This window comes from Leisingera sp. (genome assembly GCF_034669605.1).
GTDB lineage: Bacteria > Pseudomonadota > Alphaproteobacteria > Rhodobacterales > Rhodobacteraceae > Leisingera.
Map to the genome: position 1 here is coordinate 1 of NZ_JAXMOX010000078.1, position 19,309 is coordinate 19,309.

General features: G+C 61.8%; 18 protein-coding genes, 1 pseudogene and 1 other annotated feature. Of the genes and pseudogenes, 12 read left to right on the forward strand and 7 right to left on the reverse strand.

Annotation, left to right across the window (positions count from 1 at the left end):
• From VOI29_RS11510 to VOI29_RS24630, 5 genes are all read left to right on the forward strand, one after another.
• On the forward strand, positions 1-547 hold a 547-nt coding region (locus VOI29_RS11510), incomplete at its 5' end, for a hypothetical protein (protein ID WP_323778860.1).
• On the forward strand, positions 544-1,167 hold the full coding sequence (locus VOI29_RS11515) for a pentapeptide repeat-containing protein (protein ID WP_323778862.1): 624 nt from the start codon (positions 544-546) through the stop codon (positions 1,165-1,167). The genes VOI29_RS11510 and VOI29_RS11515, both read left to right, overlap by 4 nt.
• Positions 1,168-1,249: 82 nt before the next feature.
• Complete coding sequence (locus VOI29_RS24620) at positions 1,250-1,522, forward strand: transposase (protein WP_416361518.1); 273 nt, start codon at positions 1,250-1,252, stop codon at positions 1,520-1,522.
• Positions 1,477-1,593: a sequence feature (AL1L pseudoknot), on the forward strand. Its footprint overlaps the gene before it by 46 nt.
• Positions 1,519-1,695 carry a hypothetical protein gene (locus VOI29_RS24625; RefSeq protein WP_416361519.1) on the forward strand — a complete coding sequence of 59 codons (177 nt, stop codon included), beginning with the start codon at positions 1,519-1,521 and terminating at the stop codon, positions 1,693-1,695. (Overlaps the previous feature by 75 nt.) Before VOI29_RS24620 ends, VOI29_RS24625 begins: the two co-directional genes overlap by 4 nt.
• A gap of 81 nt (positions 1,696-1,776) precedes the next feature.
• Positions 1,777-2,088, forward strand: coding sequence for a DDE-type integrase/transposase/recombinase (locus VOI29_RS24630; RefSeq protein ID WP_416361517.1), 312 nt, complete (start codon positions 1,777-1,779; stop codon positions 2,086-2,088).
• 246 nt (positions 2,089-2,334) lie between these two features.
• Here the strand turns inward: VOI29_RS24630 and VOI29_RS11525 are convergent, their stop codons facing one another.
• The 3 genes from VOI29_RS11525 to VOI29_RS11535 form a co-directional block, all read right to left on the reverse strand.
• Positions 2,335-2,664, reverse strand: a complete 330-nt coding sequence (locus VOI29_RS11525; RefSeq protein WP_323778864.1) for a hypothetical protein — start codon at positions 2,662-2,664, stop codon at positions 2,335-2,337.
• Positions 2,621-2,878, reverse strand: coding sequence for a hypothetical protein (locus VOI29_RS11530; RefSeq protein WP_323778866.1), 258 nt, complete (start codon positions 2,876-2,878; stop codon positions 2,621-2,623). The genes VOI29_RS11525 and VOI29_RS11530 overlap by 44 nt, the downstream gene beginning before the upstream one ends.
• Before the next feature lie 957 nt (positions 2,879-3,835).
• On the reverse strand, positions 3,836-5,344 hold the full coding sequence (locus tag VOI29_RS11535) for a Fic family protein (protein ID WP_323778868.1): 1,509 nt from the start codon (positions 5,342-5,344) through the stop codon (positions 3,836-3,838).
• A gap of 266 nt (positions 5,345-5,610) precedes the next feature.
• On the opposite strand from VOI29_RS11535, the gene VOI29_RS11540 reads away from it, so the two are divergent.
• The 5 genes from VOI29_RS11540 to VOI29_RS11560 all read left to right on the forward strand — a co-directional run bounded on the left by VOI29_RS11540 (position 5,611) and on the right by VOI29_RS11560 (position 11,160).
• The gene (locus VOI29_RS11540; RefSeq protein ID WP_323778870.1) at positions 5,611-6,120 is read left to right on the forward strand and encodes a hypothetical protein; all 510 of its coding nucleotides are present in this window, start codon (positions 5,611-5,613) and stop codon (positions 6,118-6,120) included.
• An 827-nt stretch (positions 6,121-6,947) separates the two neighbouring features.
• A complete protein-coding gene (locus tag VOI29_RS11545) occupies positions 6,948-7,907 on the forward strand; it encodes a dihydrodipicolinate synthase family protein (RefSeq protein WP_323778872.1) in 960 nt (319 codons plus the stop codon).
• Positions 7,898-8,824, forward strand: a complete 927-nt coding sequence (locus tag VOI29_RS11550) for a proline racemase family protein (RefSeq protein WP_323778874.1) — start codon at positions 7,898-7,900, stop codon at positions 8,822-8,824. The genes VOI29_RS11545 and VOI29_RS11550 overlap by 10 nt, the downstream gene beginning before the upstream one ends.
• Before the next feature lie 58 nt (positions 8,825-8,882).
• Complete coding sequence (locus VOI29_RS11555; RefSeq protein ID WP_323778876.1) at positions 8,883-10,121, forward strand: NAD(P)/FAD-dependent oxidoreductase; 1,239 nt, start codon at positions 8,883-8,885, stop codon at positions 10,119-10,121.
• 13 nt (positions 10,122-10,134) lie between these two features.
• Complete coding sequence (locus tag VOI29_RS11560; RefSeq protein WP_323778878.1) at positions 10,135-11,160, forward strand: trans-3-hydroxy-L-proline dehydratase; 1,026 nt, start codon at positions 10,135-10,137, stop codon at positions 11,158-11,160.
• Positions 11,161-11,206: 46 nt separating this feature from the next.
• Here the strand turns inward: VOI29_RS11560 and VOI29_RS11565 are convergent, their stop codons facing one another.
• A complete protein-coding gene (locus VOI29_RS11565) occupies positions 11,207-12,226 on the reverse strand; it encodes an Ldh family oxidoreductase (RefSeq protein ID WP_323778880.1) in 1,020 nt (339 codons plus the stop codon).
• Between the two features lie 148 nt (positions 12,227-12,374).
• Here VOI29_RS11565 and VOI29_RS11570 point away from each other — a divergent pair, with 148 nt between their 5' ends.
• Both VOI29_RS11570 and VOI29_RS11575 read left to right on the forward strand, forming a co-directional pair.
• A complete protein-coding gene (locus VOI29_RS11570; protein WP_323778882.1) occupies positions 12,375-13,055 on the forward strand; it encodes a GntR family transcriptional regulator in 681 nt (226 codons plus the stop codon).
• Positions 13,056-13,157: 102 nt separating this feature from the next.
• Entirely contained in the window at positions 13,158-14,669 is a 1,512-nt protein-coding gene (locus VOI29_RS11575; RefSeq protein WP_323778885.1) for an aldehyde dehydrogenase (NADP(+)), read from the forward strand.
• A 788-nt stretch (positions 14,670-15,457) separates the two neighbouring features.
• On the opposite strand, the gene VOI29_RS11580 is transcribed toward VOI29_RS11575, so the two are convergent.
• The 3 genes and pseudogenes from VOI29_RS11580 to VOI29_RS11590 all read right to left on the reverse strand — a co-directional run.
• On the reverse strand, positions 15,458-18,103 hold the full coding sequence (locus tag VOI29_RS11580; RefSeq protein ID WP_323778887.1) for a molybdopterin-dependent oxidoreductase: 2,646 nt from the start codon (positions 18,101-18,103) through the stop codon (positions 15,458-15,460).
• Positions 18,103-18,435: a nitrite reductase small subunit NirD gene (gene nirD / locus VOI29_RS11585; RefSeq protein WP_323778890.1), complete on the reverse strand. Its 333-nt coding sequence runs from the start codon at positions 18,433-18,435 to the stop codon at positions 18,103-18,105. The genes VOI29_RS11580 and nirD overlap by 1 nt, the downstream gene beginning before the upstream one ends.
• Positions 18,432-19,309: pseudogene (locus VOI29_RS11590) on the reverse strand (nitrite reductase large subunit); the annotation flags it as partial. The gene nirD and the pseudogene VOI29_RS11590, both read right to left, overlap by 4 nt.

A 19,309-nucleotide genomic window follows, 5' to 3' on the forward strand; every position in this document is an offset into this window, starting at 1 on the left:
CAACGCAGCCGACCCGATGCACGCCTCCTATCTGCATGCGGACAGTTTCACCCTGGCCTACGGGTCGAAACAGGACACCATGAAGCTTGAAAAGCGCGAGAAGGGCTTCCAGATCGAGCGTGTCTCGCAACAGGGCGTGAACTTCGACTATACCGAGGTGGTGATAGATGAGGGCGTGATGTTCTTCCGCCTCGATATTCCTTACCCCGATGGCGCCGGTCCGGGCGGGCCGTTCCGGATCATCGGTTTCGCCACCCCCATCGACGAGCACACGCACCATAGCTTCTTCTGGCGCTGCCGCAAGGTGCAGGGTATGGCAGCGGAGAGCTGGCGCTTCCTCTACCGGGCCAGCCTCGAAGACCGTCACTGGCATGTTCTGGAACAGGACCGCACCATGCTGGAATCGATCCCCGAAGACGCCCGCCGCCGCGAGATGCTCTACCAGCATGATATCGGTGTCTCCCGCCTGCGGCAGATGATGGTCAAACGCGCCAAAGAGCATTTCAAGGCGCTGGATGCCCAGGAGGCGGAGAAGGAAAGCGCATGACGCCGATGTCTCCGCAGGAACTGCGCGCGGCTCTGACCGCGCCCTTCGTTCCCGGCGAGGCCCTGGATCTCAGGGCCCGCCGCATCACTGGCGCGCTGGACCTGTCGGGGCAGTCCCTTTGCGGCTTTGACCTGACGGGATCGGTCTTTGAAGGGCGGGTGACTCTTGCCGGGGCAACCTGTCTTGGCCTGACATGGTTCCGCGATTGCGTCTTTGAACAGGGGCTGGACGGCGGCGGCGCCGTCTTCGCCCATGATCTGAGGTGCGACGGCGCAGAGTTTCGTGGCGATGCCTGCCTGAAGGGCGCGGAAATGCGCGGCACCTGCGTTCTGGACGCCGCGGTGCTGCGGCAGGAGACGGACCTTGCGGGCACAGAGATCCTGTCAAGCTTCTCCTGTGCGGCGACCCGGTTTCATGGCCCGGTCGATCTGGCCGGTGCCACGCTGCTCGGCGGGCTTTGGGCTGAAGGAGCCATCTTCCAAAGCGGTGTCAATGCGTCTGACGCTGAGGTTTATGGCCGTACATGGCTGCGCCGCATCACCGGGGCAGATGACAGAGGAGGGAGTTGCCACGCGTCGCTCATGGAGCAGATCACGCCCTACGGCTACATGTGGACTTAGGTCATGTTGATGGCGTGGATGCCTCCCACCATGAACCGCCCCGGCTTGCCCGGAGAGCAAAACTCTCAAAGGATAGCTCTCCATGGACAGGAAGAAGAATACGACAAGCCCGTACCCGGCCGAGTTCCGCGAGCGGGCGGTTCAGATGGTGATCGAGCATCTTGATGGCTACCGCAGCTTGACGGCCGCGGTGCGCGATATCGCCGGCAAGGAAGCAGGGCCGACGAGCGCAGAAAAGACCCGCATCAAGAAACTCGAACGCGAGAACCGGGAGCTGCGGCAGGCGAACGAGATCCTGAAGAAGGCCAGCGCTTGTTTTGCCCAGGCGGAGCTCGACCGCCCGTTCCGCAAATGACTGCCTTCATTGACGAATTCCGGGAGGAGTTCGGGGTCGGGCCGATCTGCTGCGGGCTGCCGATCGCCCCTTCCACCTATCACGCACAGAAGGCAATCGCCCGGGAACCCTCCCTCGCATCCAGGCGGGCGCGGCGGGACCTGGAGTTGAAGGATGAGATCCACAAGATCTGATCTGAGAACCGCAAACTCTACGGCGCGCGGAAGATCTGGCATGTCCTGAAGCGCGGCAACTTGGCCGTCGCGCGCTGCACCGTGGAAAGATTGATGCGGGAGATGGGGCTGCAGGGTGTCGTGCGCGGCAAGAAGACCGTCACGACAAATCCCGGCACCACGAGGCCCGGCCCGGACGGCAAGGTCAACCGCGCGTTCCATGCCGATCGGCCAAACCAGCTCTGGGTGTCAGATTTCACATATGTGCCGACCTGGCCGGGCACCGTCTGCGTCGCTTTCGTGATCGACGTTGTCGCGCGGCGGATTGTGGGTTGGCGTGTCTCCAGCCCGATGACAACCCAGTTCGCACTCGATGCGCTCGAGCAAGCGCTTTGGCAGAGAAAGCCACTTTAAAACAAGAGCTTGACCCATCACTCGGACCGCGGATCGCAATACCTGTCCATCAGGTATACAGAGCGGCTGGCCGATGCCGAGGTGGACCCATCAGTCGGAACGGTCGGGGGCCGCAGCATGACGCGCGCCGCACATCAAAACCACATCCAGGTCGCAGTTATATGCAAAGTCGGCTTTGTCAAATTGGCCTCTTGCGGCGGCGTTTGATGTCATGGGCTTGGGGACAACGACCGAGATGCCGGCGTCTTAGCTGGCGACGATTTCCTCACCTTTGTAATAGCCCTTATCGGCGATTGCTGTGAGCTGATCTGTCGTCATTTCTTCCTGCGCCGCCACGGCCATCATCGACAAAGCATCACGGTCAAATCCAAGCACCGTGACTTCATGAGCAAAGATCAGATAGTTATCAGCTTCGACAGCGGTTTGAACATTATAGCCAACGATCCGTGGCATCCGCGCCGTCGTCGCCATGGATCGGGCATCAGGATCGCTAAGCGAGACCTGCGTCTCGCCCGTCTCATCCATGCGCTGTTCAATTGACCGGTAGCGCACCGCCTCTCTTTGCAGATGTTCCAAGTGTGCGTTCCATCCGTGCTTCTGGCAGCACTGTGCCCGTCTGCTCAAACACGGCGTCAGCACGATCCAACTCACCAAGATAACGATCGATTGCTTTGTCGATCTTACCCAACTTCTGGCGCAGCTTACCACGCGTGTAATTCTTGGCTTTGGCATTCAGAGCTTTGAACCGGCTGCCATCGATGGCGACCACGTCCGCTTCCAGCAAATCCATGTTGCGACACAGGGCGACAAATTGTTGGCACACTTTGCGGATCGCAGGCCCGTTATCCTTGAGCTATTGTTAAATCTGGTTCTCTGAGTGCGGCATGTGTCAAGTCTTTTGCTTGTGTCCATTAGGGGTCATGGTTCTCTCCGAAGTCGCGATTTTAACGCTTCATAATGGTTTTCGGGAGCAGATCGTCATCAAATGTGTTTAGCGAGGTCCAGGCCTCGACCAGATTTGCGAGATCGATCAACTGCCGTCCCTTCAGGACGTGGTTTCTGCCACAAGTTCGCAGCTGAACTGGCCCCTATTTCGACCGGACACCTTGGCTTGACCAAGGAGGCTTAAGGATAGCCTTACTCTCCGGGTTTCGGACCGCAGACGCGGATTTCATCCTGGCGGCCTGCCGCTGCGGCCTCTTGCCCGAAGGCTGGAAGGTCACAACGCGGGGCGACGAGCGGCACCACGAGCAGACACTCCGGGTACTTCAAGTTACAACATCAACTGGAACGTCCCGGTCCGGCGATCTCTACCGCCTCGTGCGCAATCTGTGCGAAGCGCTGCAGCAACCCTGCCCGCTGCTTGTCCTGCTGCCGCACGGCGAAAGCATACCGGACCGTTTCAATACAGTCTTGCCCGAGTCTGGGAAAACCATCGCCGACCCCGCCTGCGGCACCGGCGGCTTCCCTTCCAAACCAAGCGCAGAATCGGACATATGGCGGACACGAGAAAAAGGGCTCAGCTGCGTTTTGCAGCTAAGCCCTTGAAATCTTTGGTTGCGGGAGCAGGATTTGGACACTGTTTTATGCGGGCCGAATAATCCACAAGCACCAGCGGTCGTTTAAGTTTACGGTGATAAGACCGCCCGCCACGCACGGCAGAGTAGCGGTTCAAAAGAAGAGACATAGAACGAGTTCATAGTCCGGCCGTGCAGATTTAAATCGTCTGCGCATCGGCTGGAGGAATTCACCCGGAAGACCAGGCGGCCTCGTAGGCCTCCTCGATCAGGACGACTTCCTCTTCGGTCAGCGCCGAGAATTCCTTGCGCAAAGCGCGCCTGGATAGCATGCCATTGCCCTGTTCCAGAAATCCTCGCAGCAGATCCACCTTGCGCGCCGGCAATTCCAGTATCTCGTCGATACTGGATTTGAACCGGTCAAAACGCTCAATGTAGTCGATTTCTTTGGGGAGGTCCCGCTCGACCGTTTCCCTGACGCAATCGGCGACGAACTCGGCATGCATGGTGCTGTCGAAGAAGCGGTAAAACACCGCTGTGTCCGACAGCACCTCTACATTCCCTTGGGCTGTGGGCTTCCAGTCGATGAACTCCATCATCGGCCCCGACACGGACTTTAGAACTTCGCTGTATTCCTCGATGCGCCGGTAGACCACGACGCTGATCGGGAAGACCAGGCCCGCTGGATTGAACCCGCCACGGGCCAGAACATGGTGCAGCAGATACCGATGAAGGCGACCGTTCCCATCCTCGAAGGGGTGGATATAGACAAAGCCGAACGACACCGCGGCCGCGACCACCATCGGATCAACGCCGCCCTCGAGAGCCCGCGCTTCATAGAGCGCAATTCCGTCCAGAAGGTCTTCCAGATCCTCGTGGCGGGCGCTGATATGCAACGGCTCCGGGATCATTCCGTCGCGGGTGTGGCCACCGATAAAACCGCCCTCCTTACGAACACCCATCTTCACGAAGCGCGCATCTTGCAAGACAATCTGTTGCAGGCGCTCAAGCTCGTCTTTCGATAGCTGGTGGCTTCCCGCCTCTCCGATCGCACGCGCCCAGCGGGCGGCACGCTGGGGGCCAGGCTTCTCCTGCTCGATCGCAAATGAGGCCTTGGAATCGTCCAGCAGCAGGAAGGCCGCGGCGCGCGACACGATATGCTGCGGCGCCTTTTCGGTGACCTCCCTTGCCCGACCCGGCAATTGAAGCGCGATCAGCTGGTCAAGCCTCGAAGACCTCCGCACGAGCGGACAAAAGGCCGGAGTGCCGGGCAGGTTGTCGATGATTTTGTGGCGCGCCGATCGAACTCCGGAGACCATGGCGAAATAGATGTCCGGATCAAGCGCTGGCTCATACTTCACCTTCCCCAGATCGGGCAGGTCCAGCTGCTCGTCTGTCAGCCATTCCCAGAAAAACCAAAGCCGTCGCGCAAAGAGGCCGGTCGCTCCCGTCAAGGCCCGGGAGATTTCGGAAGAGTCCGCAACCCTGGTGGTCTCATGCATGATCCGCAGATCGATGCCTTCGTTCTTGATGGCAAACATCAGGTGATCGAACACGGCCTCACCCGGCCATTGCTGCGTTCGGAAAATCTCCCACTCCGGCTCGGACCGGCGTTCATGTCGATCGGAGACAAGAGACAGGCGGCGCGGCATGGGCACGCGCAGGCCGAGCTCGCTGACCAGCCAGCCATATCCTGCAATCCGGCCCGGCCCGGGAAGCTTTTGTCCATAGAAATTCATCACCGCGCCTCGAAATCTCTCACCTATCCAGAGGATACTTAGATTTTCCTCACCCAAGTGACAAGATCACCCGCTACGAAAATCTTCACCGTGCGTCGATTTTCTTCACCATTAGCTCCATACCGCCGAATTTCCTCACCCCCCTCACCCGCCGCCGTGCATTCACAGGCGTCCCAGATACGGTCGCCCGGACAAAAACCACCAAAGAGTGTAGAGTCCCTACGGCCAGCACTCCTCCAGCTTGGTCTCGAACCGAAGGTTAGTGGATGACCACTCCGAAGGAAAACGTCGCCATCGCAACCGGTGAAATATCAGACGTTTTCGCAATCGACGTTGATGTCTCTGACGGAATGGTCGGTGAGAGCAACGACTTCTGCCGCAAGATTCCCAATGGCACGAAGAACCCCAAATCCTCGCTGACCTTGTTCCGCAACGGGTATTATCCCCGCATCGCTGTCACCGTGGACATGATCGCCACCGGCACCGACATGAAACCGCTCGAATGCCTGCTGCTCATGCGGGACGTGAAGTCCAAGAACTACTTTGAGCAGATGAAAGGCCGCGATATCCGGGTGGTCAAACCCGATGACCTTAACAAGGCCTCCCCGTCGGCTTGGGCAAAAACCCACTATGTCATCATTGACGCGTTGGGCGTGACCAAATCCCTCAAAACCTCCAGCCAGCCGCTGGTCAGCAAGCCCTCAATCCCCTTCTGGAATCTGGCCATGCGGATAAAAACGCCAAAACCATCGCGCAGGAGTTCGAGGACTACCTGAAAGAACACCGCGACGCGACCGAAGCACTCCCGATCTACTTCAATACCTCTGCACAGCGGGCCAAGTTCACCCTGCCGATGATCAAGGCCGCGCTGAAGAAGCTGACCGAGGACCGCCCCCGCCATGCCTGGCTCAATGTCCGGCGGGCCTATGGGGCGGTCCGGGTCCGGCACGGTCGGGGACGCCGGGAAAAGCAGAAGCTCGAGACTGCCGTCGCCCCGGCCCTTGGGCGGCGGCCCGCTCAGCCCCGCTTCCCGGGCGCGTCTCAAACATGTCCCGGCGCTTCCCTTCCCAAACCCCGGCGGGGCGGCAATCGCCCGCTCACTCAACCCTTGGGCAAACTTCAATCGCAATACGTCTCCTATACGGCGCAGGGTCAGACGTCCTGTCGGCATCCGGCCCCTCCTTGTGATTCAGAGGGGAGTATCCTCGGTTCGTCGACCGGTTCCACCCATGATCCCGTGAAATCACTGACCGCGATCACGCGAAACGCGCCGGTCTGTCTTCCGTATAATGAAGGTCAGGGGCGGCAAACCTCGCAAAGACAGCCGGCGTTCAGGGCGGCTGTCTTGTTACGGATCCGTCTCCGAGGCCGGGGATCGGCGCGGCCGCTCGCGCCGCTTTGGCCCGGCTTCTAAAGTTTTTTGGCACCGGTGCTAAAAATTATTGGATTTTGGATCCAAAAATAATAAGACTGCATTGCAGAGTCGTGAGTTCCAAGCGCGGGTCTGGCAAAGCGAGTTATCGTGGCATCGGGCCGCGGCCCAGGCTGGGATCTCAGTTCGGCAGACTGGCCCGAAAGGCGGCTTATTCAAAAAGGAGCACTCATGTCCCAGAATATCTTCACGGGTACCATGCCCGCACTCATGACCCCTTGTAAGGCGGATCGCACCCCGGATTTCGACGCCCTGGTGAAAAAGGGCAAGGAAATGATCGCGGCCGGCATGTCTGCCGTGGTCTATTGCGGCTCCATGGGGGACTGGCCGCTGCTGAGCGACGAAGAGCGCATGACCGGTGTCGAGCGCCTGGTCGAAGCCGGTGTACCGACCGTTGTGGGCACCGGTGCGATCAACTCCAAATCCGCAGTGGCCCTGGCGGCCCATGCGCAGAAGGTCGGCGCTGCAGGCCTGATGGTGATCCCGCGTGTTCTGTCGCGCGGCACATCCGCCACCGCGCAGAAGAACCACTTCAAGGCGATCCTGACCGCGGCACCCGATGTGCCCGCGATCATCTACAACAGCCCGGTCTATGGTTTCGCCACCCGCGCCGATCTCTTCTTTGCGCTGCGCGCTGAACATCCGAACCTGGTTGGCTTCAAGGAATTCGGCGGCAAGGACGATCTGCGCTACGCGGCCGAGCATATCACCAGCAAGGACGATCAGGTCACCCTGATGGTCGGTGTGGACACCGAGGTTTACCACGGATTCGTCAACTGTGGTGCCACCGGCTCGATCACCGGCATCGGTACCGCACTGCCCAAGGAAGCCCTGCTGCTGGCCGCTCTGTCGCAAAAAGCGGCTAAGGGAAACGCCGAAGCCCGCCTGCGCGCACGTGAGCTGGAAGAGGCCTTTGGCGTGCTCGCCAGCTTTGACGAGGGCACCGACCTGGTTCTCTACTACAAGTACCTGCTGGTTCTGAACGGCGAGGAAGAGTACCACCTGCACTTCATTGAAAGCGATGAGTTGACCGATGCGCAGCGCAACTATTGCGAACAGCAATACAAACTGTTCCGCACCTGGTTCGCCGATTGGTCCGCGCAGGGCGGGATTATCGCTGAATGCATGTAATCGACAGCCATACCGGCGGGATGCCCACTCGGGTGATCCTTGAGGGCAGCCCCGACCTTGGGTCGGGGCCGCTTTCCGCGCGGGCGGCGGTGCTGGCCAAGGAACACCTGGATTTCTGCAATTCGGTGCTGCTGGAGCCGCGCGGCCAGGCCGGCATGGTGGCGGCGCTGCTGGTGGAGCCGGTGGACCCGGACTGCGTAGCGGGCGTCATCTATTTCGATGCGGATGCGGTGCTGGGCATGTGCGGCCATGGCACGATCGGCCTCGCCGTCACTCTGGCGCATATGGGGCGCATTTCCCAAGGCACCCACAGGATCGAAACCCCGGCAGGGGTTGTCACGGTGGAGCTGCATGACGCCAACACCGTCTCTGTCACCAACATCGAGAGCCGCCGCATCCATCACGATGTGACGGTTGAGGTTGCGGGCCATGGCGCGATCACCGGGAACATGGCTTATGGGGGCAATTGGTTCTTCATCGCGGAGTCGCCGCTGGAGGTATCGGCTGCGAATATTCCGGCGCTGACGGATCTGTCGGTCGCCATCCGCGAGGCCTGCATTCGCAGGGGCATCAGCGGACCGGAAGGGCAGCCGGTCGATCATGTGATCCTCAGCGGCGCCAGCCCGAACGCGGCCGCGTTGCACCGCAATTTCGTGCTGTGTCCGGACAATGAATATGACCGCTCCCCCTGCGGCACCGGAAGCTCGGCTTTCGTGTCTTGCCTTGCCGCAGCCGGCAAGCTGGCAGTGGGCAAGGAGATCGTACTGGAAAGCGTGATCGGCAGCTCCTACAGGCTGTCTTACCAGCCCGGTCCGACGGATGGGGTCATCCCGCGTATCACTGGTGAGGCCTATGTCATGGCAGAAGCGACGCTGGTGTTCGGCCAAGATGACCCGTTCAAGGGCGGGATCGTCTGAATATCTGGCGGGGCGCCTCTGCCGCCCCGCTTCTTCTTTGAAACAGAGGGCAGATCCCATGCCGCAGGATATCGTTGTCATTGGCGCAGGTGTCGTTGGTATCAGCATCGCAGCCGGGCTGGCCCGGCAGGGGCACAAGGTCCGGGTACTGGATCGCAAAGGCGTTGCCGCCGAAACATCGCAGGGCAACGCGGGGGCCTTTGCCTTTACCGACGTGATGCCGCTGGCGGCGCCGGGCATCATGCGCAAGGCGCCGAAATGGCTGCTGGATCCGCTGGGCCCGCTGTCGATCCCGCCACGCTATGCGTTGCAGATCGCGCCCTGGATGCTGCGGTTCTGGCGCGCCAGCTGGCAGGACCGCCACGACGCCTCCATTGCAGCGCAAAGCGCGCTGATGGATCTGTCCAGGGCGGCGCTGGAACGACAGATTGCCGCCACCGATGGCGAGGCGCTGATTCAACGCGACGGCCAGTTGCAGTTGTATGAAGGCCAGACGCAGTTCCGTGACAGTCTGCCGGGATGGGAGCTGCGCGGCCGCTACGGGATCAAGTATGAACTGCTGCGCAGCCCCGAAGAAATCGCGGAGATCCAGCCAGGGCTCGACCGCCGGTTCACCCACGCGGGTTTCACACCGGATTGGATCAACACAACCGACCCGAAAGCATGGACCGAACATCTGGCGCAGGTGTTTCTGGCAGCTGGCGGAGAAATCCTCAGCTGCAATGTCCGCTCGATCATCCAGGACGGGGCGAGGGTTGAGCTGATCTGCGAGGACGGCAGCATCACGGCGGACAAGGCGGTGGTGGCGGCGGGTGCCTGGTCGCACCTGCTGGCCCGCACCCTAGGCGACCGCATCCCGCTGGAGACAGAGCGCGGCTATAACACCACCCTGCCTGCCGGGGCATTTGACGTGCGTACCCACCTGACATTCGGCGCGCATGGCTTTGTGGTCAGCCGGATCAACGGCGGCGTGCGCGTTGGCGGCGCGGTGGAGCTTGGCGGGCTGAAGCTGCCGCCCAATTATAAGCGCGCCGATGTGCTGCTGGAAAAGGCGGCGCGTTTCCTGCCGGGGCTGGACATCTCGGGCGGCACCCAGTGGATGGGTTTTCGCCCTTCGATCCCGGACACGCTGCCGGTCATCGGCACCTCGCCGCGGGCCGCAAGTGTGATTTATGCCTTTGGCCACGGCCACCTGGGCCTGACGCAATCCGCCGCTACCGCGGAGCTGGTCGGGGAGTTGGTTGCCGGCCGCGACAGCGTCATTTCACTGCGGCCCTACCGGGCTGACCGTTTTTAATTGAGGGAACACTATGCGTAGTAGCAAGACGATCCACGTGATCTCTGCCCATGCTGAGGGCGAAGTCGGTGATGTGATTGTGGGTGGGGTGCTGCCGCCGCCGGGCGCGACCCTGTGGGAGCAGCGCAACTTTATCGCTCAGGATGAAACCCTGCGAAACTTCGTGCTGAACGAACCGCGCGGCGGCGTGTTCCGTCATATCAACCTGCTGGTGCCGCCCAAGCATCCCGATGCCATCGCAGCCTGGATCATCATGGAGCCGGAAGACACGCCGCCGATGTCCGGCTCCAACTCGATTTGCGTCTCGACTGTGCTGCTGGACGGCGGGCTGGTGCCGATGCAGGAGCCGGAAACCCATATGGTGCTGGAGGCACCGGGCGGGCTGGTGAAGGTGCGCGCAGAGTGCCGCAACGGCAAGGCTGAGCGCATTTTCGTGCAGAACCTGCCGAGTTTTGCCGACAAGATTCAGGTTCCGCTTAAGGTCGAGGGGCTGGGCACGATCACCGTCGACACCGCCTATGGTGGCGACAGTTTCGTCGTCGTGGATGCGCAGGCACTGGGCTTTGAGATCGTCGAATCCGAGGCCAAGGAAATTGCCCGCCTTGGCGTGCGCATCACCGATGCGGCCAATGAGCAATTGGGGTTCAGCCACCCGGAAAACCCTGAGTGGGATCACATTTCCTTTTGCGCCTTCTGCGGACCGCTCAGCAAAACGGAAACCGGCCTGAGCGGAAAATCGGCTGTGGCCATTCAACCGGGCAAGGTCGATCGCTCGCCGACCGGCACCGCGGTTTCGGCGCGCATGGCGCTGATGGCGGCGCGCGGCCAAATGCAGGTCGGGCAGACTTTCGATGCAGTGTCGATCATCGGCTCGCGCTTTTCCGGCCGCATCCTCGAGACCGCAAAGGTCGGCGGCCGTGACGCCATCGTGCCGGAAATCAGCGGCCGCGGCTGGGTGACGGGAATTCACCAGCATATGCTGGACCCGGATGACCCCTGGCCGGGCGGCTATCGCCTGTCGGACACCTGGGGCGCTTGAATAAACGAAGAAGGGGGCTGATCAGATCAGCCCCCCTTTTTTTGGTTCACGCGCCGGACAGAGCGGTCAGATCTTCATACAGCGCCTGCGGAATTTCCACATAAGCGCGCTCCAGATTGCGGGCACGGGCGGCAAAGCGGCGCTGCGAGGGCAGCCGCGCGCCCTGATCGATGATGTCGGCAAACAGCCGTTCGGCGCGGGCGTCGTTTTCGGCGGTGCGGCCCGCGCTGAAATGCTGCGGATCAAAGGCGAGGATGATCTCGCCATGATACGGCGCGCCGCCAGCGCCCTCGGCGAACTCCATGCTTTCCAGACTGGTGAGGTCGTCGATCAGCGGTCCGGCCATCAGTTCGATCATGATCGACAGGGCGGAACCTTTATAACCGCCAAAGGTCAGCATCGCCCCATCCAGCGCCGCCTGCGGGTCGGTGGTGGGCTTGCCGTCCTTGTCGATTGCCACACCTTCCGGCAGGGGTTTGCCTGCGCGCATGTACAGTTCGATCTCGCCGCGGGCAAAGCCGCTTGTGGCAAAGTCAAAGGTGAAGGGATCCTTGCCTGCGCGCGGCCAGGAAAAGGCGATGGGGTTGGTGCCGAGACTGCCGCGTGTTCCACCGGCAGGCGCAACCCAGGAATGGCTGGGCACCATTGCCAGGCCTGCAAGACCGGCAGAGGACAACCGTTCAACCTCTGGCCAGAGCGCCGAGAAATGAAAGCAGTTGTTGATTGCCATCGCGGCAATTCCATACCTCCGCGTCTTTTCGATGAGCGTCGGCAGTGCCTGTTCCAGTGCCAGAAGAGACATGCCGCCCCGTGCGTCCGCACGCACTATGGCGGCATCTCCGTTTACTATGTGAGGCTGAACATGCCCATCAATCTTGCCCGCCCTCATCGTCTGCTCACACATGAGCAGGCGGAACAAGCCATGCGACTGACAGTCATCAATTTGGCATGTATACAGCATGTCCGAGATTGCCTGCGCATGGGCTTGGCCATAGCCTGCGCGGCCGAGAACCGACAGGCTAAGCTTCTTGATCTCCTGAAGTGGAATTTGTCTTACGGTCGTCATAGCGCGGCTCCAATCTTTCATTTTGGATATTGGATGCAATAGTTGAGAGATGTTTGGCAAACCTTTTTTGACTTCTGAAACAGGAAATGCTGCTGTATGGTCAGCCTGTTAGTAAACATGCATCCAAAATACAAAAGGGAGAGGCAAGATGGCAGGCGGGCGAGCTGTCAAGAAGCAAAGCTTACCTGAAATGATCGTAAGCGATCTCAGGCAGCGCATTCTAAGCGGTGAGCTGGCAGAAGGAGAGGCCATCCGGCAGGAGCTTCTGGCGAAAGAATATGATGTCTCAAGGATGCCTGTGCGGGAGGCCTTGAAGCGCCTGAGTGCAGAAGGCCTTGTGCAATGGGAGAACAACCGTGGCGGGACGGTCATCAAGCATTCGCTGCATGAGATTGGGGAAATTTTCGATCTGAGGGTTCTGATCGAAGTTGACCTGTTCCGCCGAGCGATTCCAAACATGTCAGAGGCCCACTTTGAGGCTTGCGAGCGGCTTCTGACTGAGATGGAACGCTCTTATGAAGCTGACGATGTCAGCCAATGGGGCAAGTTCAACCACGAATATCACATGGGGCTTTACGCGGCGGCTGACCGGCGCATGTCGATGGAATTTCTGGAACGCATCAGCCTTCATTCGGATCGCTATGTGCGTATCCACCTCAGCGTCATGAAACAGCGCAAACCTGCACAAGAAGAGCACAGGAAGCTTCTGGCGCATGCCCGCAATGGTGACGTTGACGGCGGGGCAGCCTTGTTGCGGCAGCATATTGAACGCACCAAGAGTGAATTGCTGGAAATGATTGAAAATCAGAGGCGTCACGGAAGCGATTAATTGGTTGCTTGAGAAGGCAGGGACTTGCGCGCACCGTCTAATTGGATACAATATCCTAAATATCGAACCTCGACCTATGCACCCGCACGAAAGTGAGCCGACATGACCCTTATCCCGCATGGAAAACACCTCATCGCAGGCGTTTGGACCGCAGGCAGCGAATCGTTTCAATCGAGCCCCGCGCATGGGCCGAGCCACAGTTTTTCCGTTGGCCGCGTGTCGGATGTGGAAGCAGCCGCCCAGGCCGCGGAAGAGGCGTTCTGGAGCTATGGTTATTCTACCCGCCAGTCCCGCGCCGATTTTCTGAATGCAATTGCCGATGAAATCGAAGCACGGGCCGACGCGATCACCGAGATCGGAACCCAGGAAACAGGCCTGCCGGAAGCGCGTCTGCAAGGGGAGCGTGGCCGTACAACTGGCCAGTTGCGCCTGTTTGCCGCCCATATTCTGAAAGGCGACTACCTGGACCGCCGTCATGACGAGGCGCTGCCGGAGCGCCAGCCGATGCCGCGCCCGGACATGAAGATGGTGCAGCGCCCTATCGGTCCGGTTGCGGTGTTTGGCGCCTCCAACTTCCCGCTGGCTTTTTCCACTGCCGGGGGCGATACCGCCGCGGCACTGGCTGCCGGCTGCCCCGTGGTTGTCAAAGGCCATTCCGCACATCCGGGAACCGGAGAGATCGTCGCCGAGGCAGTTCATGCGGCGGCAACGAAATGCGGCGTGCATCCCGGCGTGTTCAGTTTGATTCAGGGCGGCAACCGCCACGTGGGTGCGGCGCTGGTCCAGCATCCGCTGATCAAGGCGGTCGGGTTCACCGGTTCGCTGGCCGGTGGCCGCGCGCTGTTCGATCTGTGCGCTGCGCGTCCCGAACCAATTCCGTTCTTCGGCGAACTCGGCTCTGTCAACCCGATGTTCATTTTGGACGGGGCGCTGGTCGCCCGTGGCGAAGAGATCGGCAAGGGCTGGGCGGCTTCGCTCAGCATGGGGGCGGGCCAGTTCTGCACAAATCCCGGTGTTGCCGTTGTCAATTCGGGAGAGCAGGCAGAAAAATTCGCCGCTGCGACCCGGCTGGCTCTTGGCGAGACCGGGGCACAGACAATGCTGACCGATGGCATAGCCGAAGCTTACCGCAACGGTCAGCGGCGGATCGCCGAAACGGAAGGTGTCCAAGAACTGCTGACTTCGATGTGCGGCCAGCGTGAAGCGACTCCATACCTGTATCAGACGACCGCTAAGAACTGGATGCAAAACGAAGTGCTGGCCGAAGAAGTGTTCGGGCCTATGGGCATCATTGTTGTGGCAGAAGGCGTCGAAGACATGCGCGCCATCGCGCAGAGCCTGAAAGGCCAGCTGACCTGCACGGTGCATATGGAAGATGCCGATACCCCGGACGCCCGGACGCTGATGCCGATCCTGGAGCGCAAGGCGGGCCGGGTTTTGGCGAATGGCTTCCCCACTGGCGTCGAAGTGAGCGATACCATGGTCCACGGCGGGCCGTATCCCGCATCGACAAATTTCGGAGCCACATCAGTGGGGACCTTGTCGATCCGCCGCTTCCTGCGTCCGGTTTGCTATCAGAATTTGCCTGAGGGGCTGCTGCCCGCAGACCTCTGAACGGATCCAAGGCCCGTGCGAGGAGGCACGGGCTGTTCCATCCATAGGAAGGCCCCCAAATGAAAGCCGTTACCGAATCCCTGACCGCTGCGGCGGCCGGCATGGCTGCGCTATTGACCATTCAGCACCCTGCACCGGCGCCCCCCTTCGCGCGCGCATGATCGCGGATATGCCGGCACGCGATCTCGGACCGGCGTCGCAGACTGGCCACTTGCGCGGATGCAAGCGGTTTGCCTCCTGACAGGGGCGCTCACCGGAGACAGCGGCACCGGGGGAATTGAAGCACTTCCAGCTGCATCTGATCCGAAAGCAGGTCGAACAATGCTTCTGCAAACTCAAGAACATCCGCAGAACCGCAACCCGCTGGACTATGACAGCCGAGAGCATTCTGACTGTCGTCGGCATCACTTCAATCCAGGTCTGGCTGCGGCCTTTGCCGACATGACCTTGTTGCCAGGCGCAGCAGCCCGCCGCGGACCCGGGGTGCCTGTCCCACCGATAGGTAAAAGACAATTGTGGTTCCCGGCTTTGCATACCGGGCACAGTCGGGCAGAGGGTCTCCGGCGCCGCTTCTTGCGGTGATGACGCCGGGTACGGTTTCCGTTTCAATTCCGGCCGCGCAGTCGGAGCCAGTTGCAGAACCTCCTCATCAACCAGCCGGTCGTAGAAAACCGTGCCGGCCTGCTGCAGCCGTTACATCGCGCACAACGTCAGCAGGTCGCGTGCGCCGGGGCCTGCGCAGGCCTGGGCAAACGAAACCGGTGCGGTTTGATTTGCCGGAGAATCTGTCATTCCGAACCGTCCCAATCTGCGGCCTCCCGGACCGGACGCCGTGCCAGCAAGTCAGCAATGTCAGGGCGGCAGGAGCCGCAGTTCGTGCCCGCCTGCAAGGCGGCGCCGACCTCTGCAACGCTCATCAGCCCGCCGTTTCCAATGGCGTGCAGAATGGTGTTGGCCCCGACGCTGAAGCAGGCACAGACCACCGGGCCTGGGTCGGGCTGGTCCGCTGCGGGACGGCCGGTCAGCACGCCTGCCGCACCGGTTCCCGGCAGGCCGGCCAGGTAGTCCCGGCTGACCGCCACCGGTTCCGGCCCGGTGAACAGTGCGGCCATGACCTTGCCATCCTGAATCAGGGCCAGCCGGGCAATGCCCTTACACCTGTCTGTCACTACTTGCACCTCGGCCTCCGGAAGGGCGAACAGGTCCCGCGCGGCGGCCTCCGGTTCCGCAAGGGGGACCAGCCCGGCGAGTTCTGCTCGGTATCCGGCTTTGGTGCGTGCCATGGCCCAGTAGTCCGCCAGCGGCGTCATCGGAAGGCTCGAGACTGCAAACCCGTACCACGCCGGCTGCCAGCGGTCCGCCGCAACAACTGCGGCCTTGCTTTCAGGCTGTCCCGAAACCGGATCAACGGCGGCGGCGACAAGTCTGTCAATGCGCGCGGAGGGGGCGGTTTCGCCGGTCCAGTGGATCGGCACGAACAGGTCGCCGGGCTGTACATCTGTCGTGATCCGGGCGCGCAGGATGGCCTGCCCGTGCGGGCTGCTGAGGCGCAGCAGATCCGCAGGTTTCACCCCAAGCGCCCGGGCGTCCTGAGGATGGATGTCGGCAAAGGGTTCTGCCAAGTGCCCCGACAGGCGCGGTGCCAGCGCGGTGCGGGTCATCGTGTGCCACTGGTCCCGGATGCGGCCGGTGTTCAGACGGAACGGGTATCGGCGGCCTTGCGCGGCCGCCGGAGGGCAGCAGCGGACCGGCAGCATGCGGGCCTTGCCGTCCGGGTGAAAAAACTGCCCGTCTGCAAAGAAACGGCCGCCCTGGCGGCTGCGGGTGACCGGCCAGCGCTGCGGGGGCAGATTGTCGTAGTCCTGGCCGGAAATCGAAGCGAGGCCGGAGATGTCGAAGTCAAGCCCGAAGCTGCCGGAAAGGCCGGACAGCGCTGCGTGCTCGCGGAAGATTTCTGCAGGTGTCTGATAGCCGAACGCCTCGCCCCAGCCCATGCGCCTGCCTGCATCTGCCAGAATATCCCAGTCGGCGCGGGCCTGGCCGGGCGGCGGCAGAACGGCACGTTGCCGGCTGATTGTACGGTCGGAGTTGGTAACGGTGCCGTCTTTTTCGGCCCATCCAGCAGCGGGCAGCAGCACATCCGCCAGCCGGGCGGTGTCGGTTGCGGCGGTGATGTCGCTGACCACGGTGAAATCGCAGGCTTTGATGGCGGCGGAGACGGCATCGGCCTCCGGCATGGTGACGGCCGGGTTGGTGTGGATGATCCAGAGCGCCTTCAGCCGCCCGTCACCCGCGGCGCGGAACAGGTCGACTGCCTTCAGGCCCGGCCGCTCCGGCATCGCGGGAGCGCCCCAGAACTCCTGCACCGCCGCGCGGTGGTTTTTATTTTCCAGATCCATGTGGCAGGCCAGCATATTGGCCAGCCCGCCCACTTCGCGCCCGCCCATGGCGTTGGGCTGGCCGGTCACCGAGAACGGTCCGCAGCCGGGCTTGCCGATCCGGCCGGTGGCCAGATGGCAGTTCAGTATCGCATTCACCTTGTCTGTCCCGGACGTGGACTGGTTCACGCCCTGGCTGAAGATGGTCACCACTTTTTCGGTGCGCATCCAGAGGCTGCAGAATGCTTCGATTTCGCTGTCAGACAGCCCTGTCACTGCGGCATCGGAGGCAAAGGCGGTTTCCAGCGCCTCACCGAGCCCATGCACGTTGCTCAGGTAGTCCGTGTCCAGCGCGCCGCCATCATGAAGCGCGGCCAGCAGGCGGTTGAACAACGCCACATCGCTGCCCGCGCGCAGCTTCAGATGCATATCGGCCTGATCACAGCTCGCCGTGCGGCGCGGGTCTATCACCACCAGCTTGGTGCCGCGGCTTTCGCGGGCGGCCAGAATGCGCTGGTGCAGCACCGGGTGGCACCAGGCGAGGTTGGAACCGACCAGCACGATCAGATCCGCCTCCTCCAGATCCTCATAGCTGCCTGGCACGGTGTCGGTTCCGAAGGCGCGTTTGTGCCCCGCAACGGCGGAGGCCATGCACAGCCGCGAGTTGGTGTCGATATTGGCGGAGCCAAGAAAGCCCTTCATCAGCTTGTTGGCGACGTAATAATCCTCGGTCAGCATCTGACCAGAGAGGTAGAATCCAACACTGTCCGGCCCGTGCTTCGCCAACGCCTGACGGAACTTCGTGGCAACCAGGTCCAGCGCGCTGTCCCAATCAGTGTCCCGCCCGTTAACTTGCGGCGTCAACAGCCGGCCCTCCAGCCCCAGGGTCTCCCCCAGTGCCAGCCCCTTGGAGCAGAGACGCCCGCGATTGGCCGGGTGCTCCGGATCGCCGCGCACCGTCAGCCCGCCCGCACCGTCCGGGCGCAGAAGCACGCCGCAGCCGGTGCCGCAATAGGGGCAGGTGGACCGCACCTCCGCCGAATTGCCGCCCGCCATCAGGCTGCGCTCCGCCTGCCGACGGCTGCGCCGTCGATCAGTAGCCGGCCCGCCTCGATGCGCAGCGGAAAGGTCTCGATCCGGCCTGCGTCGGTGCCCTGCGCCTCGCCGGTGTTCAGATCGAACACCCAGTTGTGCAATGGGCAAGTCACACTTCGCCCATGCACGATGCCTTCGGACAGCGGCCCCCCTTTGTGCGGGCAGCGATCGGAGGCGGCAAAGACCTCCGCAGGTCCAGTACGGAACAGGCCGACGCAGCCAACGGGCGTTTTTACGACCCGCGCGCCATGCAGCGGGATGTCTTCGATGCGGCCAATGTCGATCCAGCTCACTCGGCGGCCTCCAGTGTGAGATTGGCAAGCGGCGCGTATTGCACCCGTGTGGCTCTGTCCCGCGCGTGTTCGGCCCAGGGGTCCTTGCGGTAGATCGATTGCGAAAGTCCGAACCGGGCAGCCAGCGCCCTGCGGTTTTCCAGATCGTCCACGATCTGCGCCTTGACCCAGTCGAGCCCCACTTTGGCCAGCCATTTGTATATCCGGTCCAGATACTTGGCGTTTTCGCGATAGATCTGGGTCATGGCCGAAATCACCTCCATCGCCTCGTCCTCCGTCGCCACCTTGCACAACAGCTCGGTGCCCTTGATCTCCATGCCTGCAGCTCCGCCGACGTGGATCTCGTAGCCGCTGTCGACACAGACCACGCCGATATCCTTGCAGGTCGCCTCGGCGCAGTTGCGCGGGCAGCCGGAGACCGCAAGCTTCAGCTTGTGCGGCGTCCAGGAGCCCCAGAGGTGTTTTTCGAGCTTGATGCCCAGCCCGGTGCTGTCCTGCGTCCCGAACCGGCAATGGTCGGTGCCGACGCAAGTTTTCACCGTGCGCAACCCTTTGGAATAGGCATGGCCGGAAACCAGCCCGGCCCCGTTCAGATCAGCCCAGATGCCGGGCAGATCCTCGCCTTTGACGCCCAGCAGGTCGATGCGCTGGCCGCCGGTGACCTTGACCGTGGGCACGCCGAATTTGTCGGCGGCATCGGCGATGGCGCGCAGTTCATCCGGGGTGGTGATGCCGCCCCACATGCGCGGCACCACCGAAAAGCTGCCGTCCTTCTGGATGTTGGCGTGCTTGCGCTCATTCACGAAGCGGCTTTGCGGATCGTCGCGGTATTCCAGCGGCCAGTCGGCCAGCAGGTAGTAGTTCACCGCCGGGC

Coding starts and splice junctions, on each gene's coding strand:
- VOI29_RS24620 (WP_416361518.1), top strand. CDS start 1,250: ATGGACAGGAAGAAGAATACGACAAGCCCGTACCCGGCCGAGTTCCGC.
- VOI29_RS11545 (WP_323778872.1), top strand. CDS start 6,948: ATGTCCCAGAATATCTTCACGGGTACCATGCCCGCACTCATGACCCCT.
- VOI29_RS11555 (WP_323778876.1), top strand. CDS start 8,883: ATGCCGCAGGATATCGTTGTCATTGGCGCAGGTGTCGTTGGTATCAGC.
- VOI29_RS11550 (WP_323778874.1), top strand. CDS start 7,898: ATGCATGTAATCGACAGCCATACCGGCGGGATGCCCACTCGGGTGATC.
- VOI29_RS11565 (WP_323778880.1), bottom strand. CDS start 12,226: ATGACGACCGTAAGACAAATTCCACTTCAGGAGATCAAGAAGCTTAGC.
- VOI29_RS11540 (WP_323778870.1), top strand. CDS start 5,611: ATGACCACTCCGAAGGAAAACGTCGCCATCGCAACCGGTGAAATATCA.
- VOI29_RS11580 (WP_323778887.1), bottom strand. CDS start 18,103: ATGGCGGGCGGCAATTCGGCGGAGGTGCGGTCCACCTGCCCCTATTGC.
- VOI29_RS11575 (WP_323778885.1), top strand. CDS start 13,158: ATGACCCTTATCCCGCATGGAAAACACCTCATCGCAGGCGTTTGGACC.
- VOI29_RS24625 (WP_416361519.1), top strand. CDS start 1,519: ATGACTGCCTTCATTGACGAATTCCGGGAGGAGTTCGGGGTCGGGCCG.
- VOI29_RS11560 (WP_323778878.1), top strand. CDS start 10,135: ATGCGTAGTAGCAAGACGATCCACGTGATCTCTGCCCATGCTGAGGGC.
- VOI29_RS11515 (WP_323778862.1), top strand. CDS start 544: ATGACGCCGATGTCTCCGCAGGAACTGCGCGCGGCTCTGACCGCGCCC.
- VOI29_RS11570 (WP_323778882.1), top strand. CDS start 12,375: ATGGCAGGCGGGCGAGCTGTCAAGAAGCAAAGCTTACCTGAAATGATC.
- VOI29_RS11530 (WP_323778866.1), bottom strand. CDS start 2,878: ATGGATTTGCTGGAAGCGGACGTGGTCGCCATCGATGGCAGCCGGTTC.
- VOI29_RS11535 (WP_323778868.1), bottom strand. CDS start 5,344: ATGAATTTCTATGGACAAAAGCTTCCCGGGCCGGGCCGGATTGCAGGA.